Consider the following 15,298-nt stretch of genomic DNA (forward strand, 5'->3'; position numbering starts at 1 on the left):
CCAGTCTGAGATTGAGTGCGACGTTGCACGCCACTATAATATGACGAATTATTCGCATTTAACTATTCGCATTCCGAGGCCCCGATGACTGAACGCCGCGCCCCACAAATTTCATCAAGAAAACAACCACTTCAGGCGAGGTCGGCCGAGCTGGTGGCGACTATTCTGTCGGCGGCTACTCAGGTTCTGGCGAAGGAAGGGGCGCAGCGTTTCACTACCGCGCGGGTGGCGGAGAAGGCCGGGGTGAGCATCGGCTCGCTCTACCAATATTTCCCCAATAAGGCGGCGATTCTGTTCCGTTTGCAGCGCGACGAGTGGCAGCAGACCACCGATATGCTGCGCAGTATCTTGAATGATGATGAGAAAACGCCGTTACAGCGGCTGCGCAACTTGGTCCACGCTTTTATTCATTCGGAGTGCGAAGAGGCGGAAATGCGCGTGGCGCTCAATGACGCCGCGCCGCTGTATCGTGATGCGCCAGAGGCGCAGGAAGTGAGGGTGAAAGGGGACGCCATCGTCGACGTTTTCATGCAAAAAGCCTTGCCCGACGCCACCCCGCAGACGCGCGCACTGGCGGGCGACCTGATCACCAACGCGCTCAGCGCCACGGGTAAGCAGTTCTCCGAAAGCCCGCGCACAGCCGCAGAAATCGACACTTACGCCAATGCCATGGCCGACATGTTCTGCGCTTATCTGGCTAGCCTGCAAAAATAGCGCGGCTACCAGAGGTGGCCGGAGCCGAACTCGCCCGAGTCATACAGGCTGCGAATGGTGTGCTTCAGCCATTTCAGCTTCGAGCTGTAAGCATTGCGTTTATGCCAAATCATGGTGAAAGGGATTATCAGCTTGTCCTGATGCGCTTTGGCGAGGGGAATGGGCCGGGTGACCAGGCCTAAATTCAGCTGTTGGGCGTAGCGCCCGCAATAGCTCGGCGCGGTCGCCAGCATGGTATGGCCGGGCTGGGCCGCCATAAACAGCGACTGCTCGAAGCTCGGCAGGGTCAGCGACACGCTGCGCTGTGTGCCCATCTCTTGCAACACATTGTCCAACGCCCAGATCTCGCTATGTTCCCAAAAAACGCCGATATGCGCGTATTGCAGGAAGGTTTCCAGATTCCACTCTTGCTGCAAGGCCGGGTGATCCTCACGCAGATAGACCACCGGCAGGTCGCTGAATAACACTTCGAAATTGACGAAGTTGGGCAGTAAATGCAGCGACTCTCTGGAAAGTGGATGGCTCTCCCGCCCGGTGAAGCCAATGTCCGCCTCGCCGCGAATAATCGCCTCCAGCGAACCGTCATCCCAGTTTCGTACCTTGATTTTGGCCTCGGGATACTGGGCATAAATTCGCTGCGAAAGCTGGTTGAACATCAGCAGCATCAGCGGCGACTCTATCACTAACTCAAATTTCACCCCGCGTGGGATCTCATGGCCCTGCTTATCGGCAATCAGCCCGCAGAGCAGCAGCCAGTCCGCCAGTTCCGCCTCCATGCTCAGTGCCAGCGGCGTAGGCTCCAGCCCCTGTGGCGTTTTGATAAACAGCCGATCATCAAACCAGGTTCTGAGTTTATTCAGCGACTTACTGACGGTTGAAGGGGTGACGTTAAGCCTCTTCGCTGTTCTGGAGACGCTTTTTTCCTGTAGCAGCAATTGCAGGATAAACCGTAAGTTGAGATCAAGTCGCGCCAGAGACTTCTTCATGTGGTTTCGCCTGAGGGGAAGTAGGCACCCATAATATGAGGGCCGCGCTGAAAGCTCCACCGGCGATGAGGATCACCAGCAGCATGTTGAGTGCCTGAACCCCCAGCGCGCCCATCAGCCAGATATAAAGTGCCGACGTACAGACCTGCGTGATGCCTAGCAGCGAACTTGCCATGCCTGCCCGCAGCCTGAAAGGGCTGAGGGCCTGACTCATGGTCACGCCAAAACCCAGTGAGAACGCGGCGCAAATCAGCACAAAGCCCAGCAGCTCGGCGCGCACCGGCACTAAGGCTTTTTGCGCTGCCAATAGCACCACGGCTGCACTGACGAACAGCACTTGCGCGGTCAGCATCAGGTGCTTCTCTTTGAAGCGCGACAGCCAGTAAGGCGTTGAAAAAGCGGAAATCATGCTCACTAGCGCGGTCAGCGCCATCACCAGTGAGTACTGGCCGCGACTAAATCCTAGTTGTTCCATGACTAAAAAAGGTGAGGCGTTCACATAAGTCAGAATGATGGTGATGCCCAGCGTGGTGATAATTAACCGGCTGATAAAAAAGCGCTGGTTGAAATTTTCATTTGAAACCGGCTTCTGGCGTGGCGCATCGGCTTTGGCGGTGGCTCTTTCTGGCAGCGACTCGGTGAGCACCAGCGCGCAGAGCAGAAACACCAACAGCCCCATTGCGGCCATAGTGAAGAACAGGCTGTGCCACGGAAATTTCAGCATAATCAGGTAGCCGACCACCGGCGCAATAACCGGAATAATGCAGGTCACCCCGTTAATGACAGACAGCACTTTGGCGCGGCGGCGGTCGTCGAGGGTGTCGCGCAAAATCGCAAAAGCCACTACATAGCACGAGCCTGCGCCAATCCCCTGAATAAACCGGGTGAGCAAAAATATCTCACTGCTGGTCGCCATGCCCCCAGCCAGCGAGGCCAGCATAAAGACCAGCGAGCCAAAGAGTGTAAGGGGTTTACGCCCGTAGCGGTCTGCTAAACCTCCGGCAATCAGCATGGTGGCGGCCATGCCTGCCAGATAAACCGAAAAGGCGATATGCAATTGCGGCTCGGTAGCATGTAAATCCTGAGCAATTTGCGGCAGGCCGACCAAATAGAGGTCAATCCCCGTGGGATAGAGTAAAACCAGAGCAAAACTACAGAGCAAAAATCTAAGCATAGTGACCTCACAACAACGTTGTGGGGAAGATAGAGAGGGGAGCGGCTGGCGGCTAGTGGCTTTTACGACAACGGGTTTTTCCATTGGCGACATAGGTTAAGCGCGGCGAAGAATCAGCTCATTTGCCGATAGCTTACTCTTTGGCGTACAGATAAATCGAGGCGCGGGACACCCCCAAATGCTGCGCCACGGTATCCATTGATTTTTTCACTTCCAGCAGGCCATTTTCCTGCAACTCGCGCATCAGCAGTTTGCGTTCGGCGGTTTTCAGCGCGCGCGGCGTGGAGGCCAGCCGGGCAGCAAACTTATCGATATATTGCCGAATAGCCTCGGTGCCCGCCGGTCCCAGCGTCTCGCTCACGCTGTCAGTCGCGATGCTGGTGAACTGCGCCAGCGCGCTCTGCATGCCGCGAAACAGCGTCATATCGACGTTGATGCAGAGCGCGGCGATGTACTTCCCTTGCGGATCTTTAATGCCGATCGAGGTGCTTTTCGCTGGCCTGCCATCCGCGAATTTATTGGCGTAATTGGTGATAAGGCTCGGGTAATCGGGGGAAGCGATACGCGCCAGCCCCATCTCGGTGGTAGGTTCGCCAACCTGTCGGCCGGACAAATTATTGTGTACCGCAATGATCGAATGCTGCGGGTCGCGAAGATCGTGCAGCACCACTTCGGCAAAGGGCGCAAAGGTTTCTCCTAGCCCTGCGGCTACCGCGTTGAGCTGGTCGAGCAGCCACTTCTCTGACGATCCTGACATAATTTTTCTCTTGGTTTCCGGCCGAGCTGGGCTGATAAGTTATCTATAATTAGATTTTTCGTCAAACTTACAGGTTACAGATATAGACGTTATGTCTAATTTTATATATTTTGTCATTTCATCCCGCTGACCCTAGGTAGAGAAAAATGAGTGATGTTGCCTTGCCTGTTTATGCTGATGTTGCTGCCGCTGCCCACCGAATCGAACCCTATGTGAGAAAAACCCCGGTCATGACATCGCGCACCGCCGATGAAGAGCTGGGAGCCAAGCTGTTCTTCAAATGTGAAAACTACCAGCACATGGGCGCTTTTAAATTTCGTGGCGCGATGAACGCCCTGTTACAGTTTAGCGATGAGCAGAAGCGGGCGGGCGTGGTGGCGTTTTCATCGGGCAACCACGCGCAGGCCATCGCGCTGTGTGCCAGAATGCTGGGGATCCCTGCGACCATTTTGATGCCGAAGGACGCGCCGCAGGCCAAAATCTCTGCCACCGAGGGCTATGGCGGCAAGGTGGTGTTGTTTGATCGTTATACCGAAGATCGCGAGCAGATCGGCCGCGATCTGGCGCAAAAGCACGGCCTGACGCTGATCCCGCCTTACGACCATCCGCACATAATTGCCGGGCAGGGCACGGCGGCCAAGGAGCTTTTCGAGGAAGTGGGCGAGCTGGACGCGCTGTTTGTCTGTCTGGGCGGCGGCGGTTTGCTCTCCGGCTCGGCGCTGGCTGCGCGGGCGCTTTCACCAAATTGCCGGGTCTACGGAGTCGAGCCGCTGGCGGGTAATGACGGTCAGCAGTCGTTTCGCAGCGGCAAGCGGGTGAAGATTGAAACGCCGAAAACCATTGCCGATGGCGTGCAGACGCAGCAACTGGGCCATCAAACTTTTGAAATCATTCGCCGCAACGTGGATGACGTGCTGACCGTCACCGATGAGCAACTGGTGCAATCCATGCACTTCTTCGCCGAGCGGATGAAGATGGTGGTAGAGCCGACCGGCTGTCTGGGCCATGCCGCCGCGCGCACGGTGAAAGAGCAGCTTGCAGGTAAACGAGTCGGGGTGATCATCAGCGGCGGCAATGTGGATATCGCTCGCTACTGTCAGCTGTTGGCCGGGGTTAACTGAGGCTAATTCGACATTGATGAGCAAAAAAAGCGCTGAACCCAGCGCTTTTTTTGTCTCTTCAGGACAGCCTCAATACTTCTGCTGGAACATGCGCAGCAGGCCGCCGACGTGCCAGCGCAGGTGCTGCTCGGCGTCGGCGTCTCGCCCTTCGCGCAGCATGGCGACGAAATCCTCATGATCTTTTTGCGAACCCGACAGCTCCTCAGTGGTTTTCGCGAGGCGATTGAGCAGGGCACGGATGCGATTGATGATGTTGTGGTAGGCGTAAATCAGTTCCTGATTCTGGCTGAACTCAATCAGGGCCATGTGGAAGCCAGCGTCGGCGGCACGGAAGCTGTCTGGATCGCCATTTAGCGCTTTGTTGCCGAGCTTAAGCTGCTTTTCCAGCGCGGCAATTAAGCCTTCGCGGTCGCGCGCCAGCGCAATGCCTAAAGCACCGGACTCTAAAATCTCGCGCATTTTGCAGGTTTGCTGCATCTCTTGTTCATTGAACTGGAAAACGTAGGTGCCGCGCTGGGGAATGATTTGCACCAAACGCTCGGTTTCCAGCTTTTGCAGGGCTTCGCGCACCGGGGTGCGGCTCACTTGCAGCTTACTGGCAATGTCGTTTTCGGAAATCAGCGTGCCTAATTCAATTTCACCATTGACGATCAGCTCGCGGATTTGGTCCGCCATCCTGAGTGCTAGCGACTGCGGGCGAACGATTTTTTTCATGGTCCAACTGGCGGCGCTTTTCCCTGTACTCATGACGTGGTGTGCCTTAACAACAAGAATCCGAAGAGGAAGAAATACTTACATGCTTGCTTCTTATATGCAAGTTTACCCCGGCCAATATGGGCGCTAGCACCGGCCAACGCCCACATGTCAGATTAAGCGGGGAAAATCAGCGTCTCTTTGTGAATATTCTCACGGTTCAGCGCCATGCCCATCCCCGGCGTTTCCGGCACGCGAATCACGCCGTTTTCCGGCACTAATGGGGATTGCAGGAAGTGCTGGTGGATGTCATTCCACTTCACCAAATACTCCTGAAACGGCGTGTGGATTGGCGATTGGGTGACGGTGAAATGCGCCGTGGCGATGGTCGAATGGCCGTGCGGCACCATCTGTAGATCATGCATAGTGGCCGCCGCGGCGATCTTCAGCGTCTCGGACAGCCCGCCGCACCAGTAGATATCGGGCTGGATAATATCCAACACCTGAGCGTCGAAAAAGCGTTTGAAGCCCCAGCGGGTGTACTCGTGCTCGGCGCCGGCCATCGGGATACTCAGTTTGTCTTTCAGACGGCGCATGCTGTCGAGGCGGTCGGCCATCACGCACTCTTCCAGCCAGCGCGGGCGATACTGCTCGATAGCCTGCGCCAGCTCCATCACGTAAGTGACATCCATCGACTGCCAGCAGTCGAACATCAAATCATAGTCTTCTCCCACCGCATCGCGCAGCGTTTTGACCAGCTCAATGTTCTGTTTCAGCCCTTCGCGACCGCTCATGCTGCCGTGGCGAAAGAACCACTTCTGCCCGCAATAACCCAGCGATTTGTAGTATTGCGCGCGTTCGCGCACCAGCCCGAGATCTTGCACCGAGAAGCCGAGCATGGAGGCGTAAACCGGAATGCTTTCCCGCGCCGATCCGCCGAGCAGGCGATACACCGGCTGCTGCATCCACTTGGCGCGCAGGTCCCACAGGGCGCAGTCCACGGTGCTGATAGCCATCATCGCTTCACCCTGACGGCCATGCACCAGCGCGCGATGCATCTGATCCCACAGGCGCTCACTGTCGCGCGGATCCTGGCCAATCAGCAGGCGGCGCAGGTGGCTGGCGATGATCGAAGCAATAGAGCGCGGAATCGGCCCGGCCAGCCCGTCGACGCCTTCATCCGTTGCGATCTCCAGATAAACGGTGCTAATAGCAAAGCCGTCTTTAAGCTGCTCGCCCCCCTCGTGGTCATCGCGCACGCGGTAGTCGGCATAGATATCCAGCGGGCGAGCCAGCCGATCCTCCCAGATTGGGCCTTCTGTGGGTAAGACGCCTTCTAGCTGGCGCAAACGCACATCAATAATCTTCATCAACAGACTCCTTTTGGACTTTTCAATTTTTCAGCGTTAGGACTTTCATCGCGCTGGGAAGGGGTTTTCCACAGGCGGACAATCAGGGTGAGGGTCAGCACGGAGAGCAGCGCCATGGCCGCCAGCCAGAAGAACCCTGCGTTGTAATTGCCGGTTTTGTCGCGAATGGTGCCGATGATCCACGGGTTGATCACGCTGGAAAGGTTGCCGAGCGAGTTAATCATCGCGATACCGCCCGCCGCGACCGAGGCGGAAAGGAACTGCGAAGGCAGCGACCAGAACACCGGCATCGCGCCGAAGAAGCCGAACGCCGCGCCGCACAGGAAGGCCATGCGCACCAGCGGTTCGCTGAAGTAACCCGCGCCCAGCAGGCCAAACATGGAAATAAACAGCGCCAGATAGTTGGCTAACAGCCTTGAGCCGGGGCGGTCAGAAAGCTTGCCGAGCAGCAAAATGCCCGCCAGCCCAAACACATAAGGAATGATGGTGACGAAACCCGTCTGGATATGGCTCAGGCCGGTTTCGCTCACAATACTTGGCAGGAAGGTGCTGATCGCGCCGTTCAGGTTGGTCAGCCCGTAATAGGCCAGACAGAACAGCAAAACGCGCGGACTAAACAGCATTTTCAATAAGTTACCGTGCTTACGCGGCGGCAGCAGGTTGCGCTCCGCCGCCAGCGTCGTCAGCAGCCACTGCTTCTCATCTGCGGCTAAAAATTTGGCGTCTTCCGGGCGATTGGGCAGGGTGAATAGCACCACAAAGGCCAGCACAATGGCCGGTAAGGCTTCCAGCAGGAACATCCACTGCCAGCCTTTCAGCCCCAGCAGGCCGTGCATTTCCAGCAGCATGCTGGAAATAGGCGTGCCGATGATCAGCGCCACCGGAATACTGGCCATAAAGGAGGAGACGATGCGCCCGCGCCACGCAGCCGGGAACCAGAGTGTCAGGTAGAAGACGATGCCCGGGAAGAACCCGGCTTCTGCCGCACCCAGCAGGGCGCGCATCACGTACAGGCTGTTGTCATTCCAGACGAACATATGCGCGCCAGAGATGATCCCCCAAGTGAACATAATGCGGGCTATCCACCAGCGCGCGCCGACCTTCTCCAACGCCAGATTGGAAGGCAGCTCAAGCAGGATGTAGGGGATAAAGAACATCCCGGCCGCCAGCCCGAAGGTCGCTGCCGTCAGCCCGATGTCGGCATTCATGGTCAGGGCCGCGATACCAATGTTGGCGCGGTCGATAATGGCGATGAGGTATCCGGCGACCAGTATCGGCAGGAGCCGCCAGGAGAGTTTTCTAATAACCTGTTTTTCCATGGAAGAATCAGCAAGTTGCATGTTCATTACCCTTATTTTTAGGATTCTTAATTGATCCACATCTTGTATGTGAGGTACTTGCATACAAGTTTGAATAATGAACACAGATCGCTGAAGGATCAACGGGCAAAGTTGCAGATTTAGAGCTGAAAGGATTTAGCAGAAATTTAGTGAAATGGGCTGAGAGCACAAGCCTGTAGAGGCGCTGAAGGGCATGACGTTCGATTCGCACTTATTACATTCGCGGCCGGAACATATCCTGCTTATCAGCCAATTAACGGGCGCGAATCGGCGAATTACAATATCTTCATAATCCTAAACAATTGCTTATTTCCTATCCTTTATTGTCAGGGTAATGTTATCAACGAGTACCTGTTTACGTAGCACAAACACGTGACGTATTAATCGGAAAATTAGGGTGAATAATAATAATGAACAGTTATCTGACGGTGGCGGCCATTGCAGGGACAATCAGTATCGGGGCGATGAGCCCGGGGCCAAGCTTTGTTTATGTCGCGCAAAACGCGATTGCGAAATCTCGTAAACACGGGCTGGCGACAGCGCTGGGGACGGGGACCGGCGCGGCGATTTTCGCCATCATCGCGCTCTTAGGGTTGCAGGCATTTTTACTCGCCGTGCCGCTGGCATACTGGGGATTGAAGGTGTTTGGCGGGCTGTATTTGCTCTATCTGGCCTATAAAATCCTTAAACATTCTAAAGATCCTATGGTGGTGGAAACGGCTATCGCGGGGCAGTCTAAGCCACGCTATTTGAAGACCTTCCGCGACGGATTATTTACTCAGTTAAGTAACCCTAAAACGGCGGTAGTCTTTGCCAGTATCTTCACCGCGCTGCTGCCCGCGCACATTCCGGCTTACTATTATGTTGTTCTGCCTTTGGTCTCTTTTATTATCGATGCGGGCTGGTACTCCTTTGTGGCTTATGTTTTGTCGGTTGAGAAATCGCAAAAAGCCTATATTAAATTTAAGACTTTGATTGACCGCGTTGCGGGAACCGTTCTGCTGCTTTTAGGGTTAAAGCTGATCATTTCCAGCAAATAAATCCAAGATGAATAGCAGAATTAAAACAAAAAAGGCCGCCGAGTGATGCTCACTCAGGCGGCCTTTTTGTATTGATATCAGGGCTTACTGGAAGAAAATATCGCCCGATTCCGCTTTGGTAATGGTACCGTCAGAATTGGTGATAAGCGCGTAATTACCGCCGATATAGGTCCAGTGAGTGTCTGGCGTCGGCGCTGGCAGATTGCGCTTTTGCCATTCAACAATTTCATAAGGCTTGGTGCGGTAAAGCGCCGGCACTTTGCTGCCGATCGAGTATTGAATTGAGTCGCTGAAGAACGATTGGATCTCATGTGAGTTTGACGCGGCGTTGGCGGCCTGAGCGGACAACAGCGTGAAAGACAAAGCAGAAGCCGATAACAAAACCCATTTAGAAAGACGCATAGTGTATCCCGTTTAAAACCATTAACCTTGGCAATAGTCATTCGTGAAGCCGTGCTTCATCTGTAGACAGGATAATAGCGAGAAAAGCACCTCAGGACGGGGCGTTTAATTGTGTCGAAATGCAAATGCTGGTGGTGAGAGCTATCTAGTCGAGCAAAATGAAAAGCCGCCAGCTAGCCTAAAAAAGGGAGCTGGAGGATTAGTATTACTCAAGGCCGAGACGATGACTGACAGTTTCTTTCACGATACTGACCAACTCGGGATCCATGTACTGATAATCGTAAGGAATATCTAATACATGGACCGACTTGTGCTCAAGAAAACGAGGAAAATCAGCGACAAGACGACTCTTATGTTTCTGCTCCATGGTAAAAACCACGTCAGCCCACTTCAGCATGTCTGCCGTTACGCTTTTTTTGGCGTTACGGCTGGTTCCGGCGGACTTCACCGATAGACCAGGGTAATTACGCCAAACCTGTTCAGCTGTCGGGCTGCGCCATTGATCCCGGCTACAGATGAAAAGAATATTCATAGTTACCTTAAATCTCATCCTTGGCATTCAGTAATCGCTGAGCCTTGGTTATTCGTGGATATTCAATGCCTAACTGAGCTGCACGCGCCAATTTTATTGAACGTATGGGGGAATTAACTGGCTGGGCAAGGGCAATATTCTCGGCAAACAATATATGTTACAGGTGAATTACTTTAATCCACAGGTCATCGCCGCCCTCAATCACGCACAATAACGTTTCAGTCGTCACCGATTCCCTGTTCTGGCCGAAGGGGAAATTATCCTCTTCGGCTGGGTTCACGCCTTACCTTCTCGCCACTCCTTTTTTGCGACTCGACTATTATTTCCAGCTTGAGACAAAGTTTTGAGGCTTATTACGGTAAGTCAGTGTGTTATCGGGAATAATGAATCTCACCTGCGTGATGGACGCGCCGCTGAAACTGGCTAAAGGAAAGGATGTGAACAGTAACGTTTCTCTATTTACCAATAAGAAATTTGTCTGGATGGGGGCTGCGTTTTGTTGTTTGCTGTGGGGCAGTGCTTACCCGGCGATTAAAAACGGTTATGAAATTTTCCAGATAGCGACGGACGATTTGCCGGGCAAAATTGTCTTTGCGGGTTACCGTTTCATCATTGCGGGCCTGCTGCTGCTGGCATTTGCTTTTTTACAGGGCAAACCTATTGCGCGTTTATCTCGCCATCAGTATTCACAGCTTGCCATACTGGGCGTGACGCAAACCGCGCTGCAATACATCTTCTTCTATATTGGGCTGGCCTACACCACGGGTGTTAAAGGCTCGATTATGAATGCCACCGGCACCTTCTTCAGCGTGCTGCTGGCGCACTTTATTTATCAGAATGACAAACTCAGCATCAACAAGGTGGTGGGCTGCGTACTGGGCTTTGCCGGGGTTATGGTGGTGAACTTCAACAGCCAGCTGATGGATTTTAGTTTTAGCTGGATGGGCGACGGCTTCGTGGTATTAGCGGCATTTATCCTCTCTGCCGCCTCGCTCTACGGCAAACGCATCTCGCAAACCACCGATCCGACTGTGATGACCGGCTGGCAGCTGGGCATTGGCGGCGTGGTGTTGACGCTGGGCGGCTATGCCTGCGGCGGCACGCTAGAGTTTCACGGTTGGGAATCAGCTGCGATCCTCGGCTATCTGGCGCTGTTATCCTCCATCGCCTTCGCGCTGTGGAGCCTGTTACTCAAGCATAACCGCGTCGGGATGATTGCCCCGTTTAACTTCTTAATCCCCGTCTCCGGCGCCGTACTCTCGTCGATTTTCCTGCAAGAAAGCATCTTCGAATGGCGCTACGCCATCGCGCTGGTGCTAGTGTGCTTTGGGATTTGGCGAGTGAACGTGGTGCGTCAGCACCGATGAACAGCGCTTGCGCTGGCCCCGAAGGGGTGAGTCTCAGGATGAGACGAATAATCGAACCAAGGACAAGGGGGGATTTTCAAAACTCGTGCTTAAATTGGTCGTAATTTAAACAAATTATGGTTAATTTGTCGTGCTTTCTTGCGTTCTTCAACAAGTTGCTCAGGTGTCGAGATAAGAACAGGCAGTATATGTTTCCATTGCCCTATAACCTCGAAGTCGAAGTGAATCGCCACGGGTTCATAGCTCCCTCCTGAATCTGTGATATCCTATGACTAATTAAATTGCTTTAGACTTAGTTAATGATTAATTTCCATGTTTACCTGCATCAATTATTTATTATGTCTAATTAATAATTAAATCTATTTATGATGCAACATGAAAGGCGCTCTCTCTCAATGTGTTATATTAATAACAATTAGCTTATGGTATTTAGTTGCGATATTTTTTCATTTTTTTCAAAGCATCCAGATGATGGGATAAACATAAGAATTGTTTTCAGCAGTGGTAAATGCTTAACGCCACCCATTGAAAATCGAACAGAAAAACGGGAAGTTTTAGATAAGGCGTTGGTACACAAGGAGTTCGCGGATCTCCGGCGCAGGGAAATAACGATAATGTTACTGGGAAATGACGGAAGACTCTGACCGTTGATGGCAATACATAGCATTCTTGAGAAAATGAAACCGTAACTATAGTCGATTATATTCATGAGCGTGTTTTTTCATCGAATAATCATTTTAAATAAAAATAACAGAAAAAGCACAATTAAATTTATTGTATTGATGATTCCCAATTCAAGACTTTTTCTTATCATTGCTATATAACAGCACAAGATAAAAAGCACTACAGAAACAATGGGCAAAGTTAAGGCATAAATTAAGTAAAAATAGTTTTGCATAGGATCTTTAAGTACATATCCTGTTATGAAAAAAAATGATGCCATTGCAATATATAGCTGCGATAAGGAAAATACAATTTTAGAAAAAGTTAGCATGATTGTAAGTTATTCCTGTTATTGTCAGGAAAGGGGATGTCTAGCGATGCTAGGCGAATTAATTTCTGTGGCCAATGAATCTAATGTAGATTGGTTTACCGTTAATCTCTCCTGTGATATCACTACCTAAAGTAGATACCCTCAGCCCAACATAAAATAAACGATCTTCCCATGAAATACATCCTCCGATTGAGCCATTCAAGCAAATTTCATTATCGGCTATCCAAAATTTAACATCTCCGCTATGTTTGATATGTCCAATATTGTTTTTAACAAAAAGAACATCATCACACTCATCTGTAAAGGGATTCCATTTTTCGATAATTTCTTTGCTATTTTTTTGCCAGAACTTTTTTTGTGAATAATGAGAAAGTGGCACATTATCAACTAAAATAACAGTGGACTTGCAATCCTTATCCCAAATTTCGCTGTGCTCTGTAGTCTGATAAACTTTATTTATATGTCCTTGACGCATGTAGAAGGTATAGGACATATAAAATGCAACAAAAAAGAATGTAATGACAATCACTTTAAAAATTTTCATTCTGTTATCCTTCTATCCAACAACTGAATTTTGATTCATTGATGAAAGGCTTAAATCCATAACTTCTGTATCGCTGAAGAATAAACCAAGAACAAAACCAAGGAGAAAGTTCGAAGATTTTCCCATTTAAATCAGCAATATCCAATCCGAAATGATCCTGAATCTGAAATGTTAATCGTGCTTTAAAAGTCTTACGATGAAATCCACCAGTTTCAGTTTCCATAATTTCGAAATCATCAAGATATATCTTCGTTGAGTATGTATCATGGATGGTTATACCCAAGCCGTTGAACCAATCAAAATCTGTGAATTTTGGAAGAGTAACTTGCTCCGCAATGTCTGATGTAATTTTATTAATATCATTACTTTTAAAAATTTTATATTCATTGCCATGAAATATTTTCTGCATAATTTTTTTAATTACATCAACGCATTCTTTAGTAGTTTTATGCTCCAGAAATGCCTTGTTCAGCAATCCGTGTTGCATTATCCCACCTTCATTTTTTCTGAATTTTTCAAGCATGATCTTGATAAGGGGGGCATACTCACCACTTGCAGTCCAGAAAGCCATGCTGTCCATGCTGGCGAAGTGCTCATCCACTGTTTTGTTAAAATTAAACAGGTTGATCTTAAATTCTTCACCAAATACGTTTACCCGGTTCAGCTTCCCCTGCGCCAGTATCTGATCTTTGGATAAATCCCCGTAACGCATATCGTCAGCAGTAAAATCATTCATCATATTTTTTGTACTATAGATGAGTCGACGCTCTGCTTTTTGTAGCTGGATCATCAGGCCGCGAGGGTCGAAATGCCAGACCAGACCCGTTAGCTCCTTCTGAGTATCCACAGGGAGTTTATCGAAAAACGACAGCGCCTTCGCATGCTCCTTCAGCTCGGTGTAGCTCTTCTCACTCATGGGTTCAGGCAGCGAGTCATTCGGTGCTTTCAGCCATGAAAAACGTGTATCGAACGACGCAAAATCCCACTCAAGAGGGAATTTACAGACAAACCGGGTAAAGTCGGTATCCTGCTTTTCCCGTGCTTTCTTCATTGTGGCGGAATTGCACTGACCGTCTGGAGTTGCGTCATCATCAATAAGTGCCCAACCCGCCCAGTCAGGGAAATCGGCATCGGTCCAGGCATTCACCGTCGGAGAGGAGACATCCACCCATCCTTCATCGCGTAGGTAGGCCACACGTACCCACTCACTGTAGGTTTTATGTCCGCCGACTGTTGGTGTGGGTTCGCAGATATAGTCCACAGCGATGGCTGTTTCCCCGACAGGCTGGTAATTATCACTGACCTTAATCAGAGTCCGCGTTTTAGTACCTTCATGGATAACATAGAGTGCTTCTGTGGTGACGCAGCAAGGGTGGGCTGACAGCCCATAGGGTGTGCTCCCTTCATAAATAGCGGTACCTTCAGGAAGAAAGAAATAGCGATTGCCATAAGTCGGTTTTGCTCTGCCCGGCTCGCTGACATCAAGGCGACCGTAGTCGCGGCCACACAATATCTTCAGCATCTCGGAAGAGCAGCACATCTGAAAATGGTAGGCGTTGCGCCCGCTGACCATGCCGGTGGTGCCAATGACTTGGCCCCGTCTGACGCGCACTCCCGCTTTATCCTGAATTTCGGGACGTACCTGCTTCATGTGCATGGTCAGCGAATAAAACACGCACGCTACAGGCTCTTCACCAATGAGTATTTCATGGCGAATAAGTACACATCCGTTATCCGTTGGGCCATCGTAATTCAGCGGTTTTGTATCACGTTTCTCCGTGAGCGCAGGATAGCTGGCATAAACCACCACACCGTCAGCAACGGCTCTCAGAGGATTGGTTATAGCGCCGGCATCGGTATGGGGAATATGGATGCCACCGTGCCATGACTCCACCCCATTTACCGGAAAACCACGACGCGGGTCGACAGGCATCGTCCGCATGACCCATGCGGCATACTCTTCATTATTCTGGCGGGGAAACAGAATGGGCGGTGATATGTGCATCAGTGCATTCCTTGCATATGCAAATGAAAACGTGTTCAGAGCTGGAGGCAGGTCTGCCACTTTATAGTAAGAAGGCAAATCTACGGACATCGAGGCTGATGCTCCAAGATACGTGCGCTTCACTTTACGTACATAGTTCCCTGTGGTGCCATATTCTATTTTTCCTGCTCCAATTCTCAGGTAGCTGCCACCACCGATAAGTCTGAAGCGTTTCTTCCTTGCAAACAGGATATCACCCACTGCTGTTATGCTCAGTTAC

Annotated in this window: 14 protein-coding genes; 4 read left to right on the top strand and 10 right to left on the bottom strand. The window is 51.2% G+C overall.

Annotated features, from left to right (window positions below):
* The first annotated feature begins 84 nt into the window (after positions 1–84).
* Positions 85–714: a TetR family transcriptional regulator gene (locus tag ACT3RT_RS17165; RefSeq protein WP_496203398.1), complete on the top strand. Its 630-nt coding sequence runs from the start codon at positions 85–87 to the stop codon at positions 712–714.
* Between the two features lie 5 nt (positions 715–719).
* Here the strand turns inward: ACT3RT_RS17165 and yidZ are convergent, their stop codons facing one another.
* From yidZ to ACT3RT_RS17180, 3 genes are all read right to left on the bottom strand, one after another.
* A complete protein-coding gene (yidZ, locus tag ACT3RT_RS17170) occupies positions 720–1,700 on the bottom strand; it encodes an HTH-type transcriptional regulator YidZ (RefSeq protein ID WP_496203399.1) in 981 nt (326 codons plus the stop codon).
* Positions 1,675–2,874 (bottom strand): MFS transporter, encoded by a 1,200-nt coding sequence (locus tag ACT3RT_RS17175; protein WP_496203400.1) that lies wholly within the window; start codon positions 2,872–2,874, stop codon positions 1,675–1,677. The genes yidZ and ACT3RT_RS17175 overlap by 26 nt, the downstream gene beginning before the upstream one ends.
* A gap of 133 nt (positions 2,875–3,007) precedes the next feature.
* Positions 3,008–3,631 (bottom strand): helix-turn-helix transcriptional regulator, encoded by a 624-nt coding sequence (locus ACT3RT_RS17180; RefSeq protein ID WP_353503396.1) that lies wholly within the window; start codon positions 3,629–3,631, stop codon positions 3,008–3,010.
* 146 nt (positions 3,632–3,777) lie between these two features.
* Between ACT3RT_RS17180 and ACT3RT_RS17185 the strand changes: the two genes are divergently transcribed.
* The gene (locus tag ACT3RT_RS17185) at positions 3,778–4,752 is read left to right on the top strand and encodes a threo-3-hydroxy-L-aspartate ammonia-lyase (RefSeq protein ID WP_396131356.1); all 975 of its coding nucleotides are present in this window, start codon (positions 3,778–3,780) and stop codon (positions 4,750–4,752) included.
* A 69-nt stretch (positions 4,753–4,821) separates the two neighbouring features.
* Here the strand turns inward: ACT3RT_RS17185 and ACT3RT_RS17190 are convergent, their stop codons facing one another.
* From ACT3RT_RS17190 to ACT3RT_RS17200, 3 genes are all read right to left on the bottom strand, one after another.
* Entirely contained in the window at positions 4,822–5,499 is a 678-nt protein-coding gene (locus tag ACT3RT_RS17190) for a GntR family transcriptional regulator (protein ID WP_353503394.1), read from the bottom strand.
* A 122-nt stretch (positions 5,500–5,621) separates the two neighbouring features.
* Entirely contained in the window at positions 5,622–6,815 is a 1,194-nt protein-coding gene (locus ACT3RT_RS17195; RefSeq protein ID WP_496203401.1) for an enolase C-terminal domain-like protein, read from the bottom strand.
* On the bottom strand, positions 6,815–8,155 hold the full coding sequence (locus tag ACT3RT_RS17200) for an MFS transporter (protein WP_496203402.1): 1,341 nt from the start codon (positions 8,153–8,155) through the stop codon (positions 6,815–6,817). The genes ACT3RT_RS17195 and ACT3RT_RS17200 overlap by 1 nt, the downstream gene beginning before the upstream one ends.
* Positions 8,156–8,565: 410 nt before the next feature.
* On the opposite strand from ACT3RT_RS17200, the gene ACT3RT_RS17205 reads away from it, so the two are divergent.
* A complete protein-coding gene (locus tag ACT3RT_RS17205; RefSeq protein WP_485902497.1) occupies positions 8,566–9,195 on the top strand; it encodes a LysE family translocator in 630 nt (209 codons plus the stop codon).
* 84 nt (positions 9,196–9,279) lie between these two features.
* Here ACT3RT_RS17205 and ACT3RT_RS17210 read toward each other — a convergent pair whose 3' ends face one another.
* Both ACT3RT_RS17210 and ACT3RT_RS17215 read right to left on the bottom strand, forming a co-directional pair.
* On the bottom strand, positions 9,280–9,597 hold the full coding sequence (locus tag ACT3RT_RS17210; RefSeq protein WP_034793172.1) for an RcnB family protein: 318 nt from the start codon (positions 9,595–9,597) through the stop codon (positions 9,280–9,282).
* A 205-nt stretch (positions 9,598–9,802) separates the two neighbouring features.
* The gene (locus tag ACT3RT_RS17215) at positions 9,803–10,129 is read right to left on the bottom strand and encodes a low molecular weight protein tyrosine phosphatase family protein (protein WP_485902499.1); all 327 of its coding nucleotides are present in this window, start codon (positions 10,127–10,129) and stop codon (positions 9,803–9,805) included.
* A 482-nt stretch (positions 10,130–10,611) separates the two neighbouring features.
* Here ACT3RT_RS17215 and ACT3RT_RS17220 point away from each other — a divergent pair, with 482 nt between their 5' ends.
* Positions 10,612–11,496, top strand: coding sequence for a DMT family transporter (locus ACT3RT_RS17220; RefSeq protein WP_496203417.1), 885 nt, complete (start codon positions 10,612–10,614; stop codon positions 11,494–11,496).
* A gap of 1,052 nt (positions 11,497–12,548) precedes the next feature.
* Here the strand turns inward: ACT3RT_RS17220 and ACT3RT_RS17225 are convergent.
* Both ACT3RT_RS17225 and ACT3RT_RS17230 read right to left on the bottom strand, forming a co-directional pair.
* Positions 12,549–13,034: a hypothetical protein gene (locus ACT3RT_RS17225; protein ID WP_485902501.1), complete on the bottom strand. Its 486-nt coding sequence runs from the start codon at positions 13,032–13,034 to the stop codon at positions 12,549–12,551.
* A 4-nt stretch (positions 13,035–13,038) separates the two neighbouring features.
* On the bottom strand, positions 13,039–15,279 hold the full coding sequence (locus ACT3RT_RS17230) for a DUF3289 family protein (RefSeq protein ID WP_496203403.1): 2,241 nt from the start codon (positions 15,277–15,279) through the stop codon (positions 13,039–13,041).
* Between the last annotated feature and the right edge of the window lie 19 nt (positions 15,280–15,298).

Source organism: Ewingella sp. AOP9-I1-14 (assembly GCF_052375995.1).
Lineage (GTDB): Bacteria > Pseudomonadota > Gammaproteobacteria > Enterobacterales > Enterobacteriaceae > Ewingella > Ewingella allii.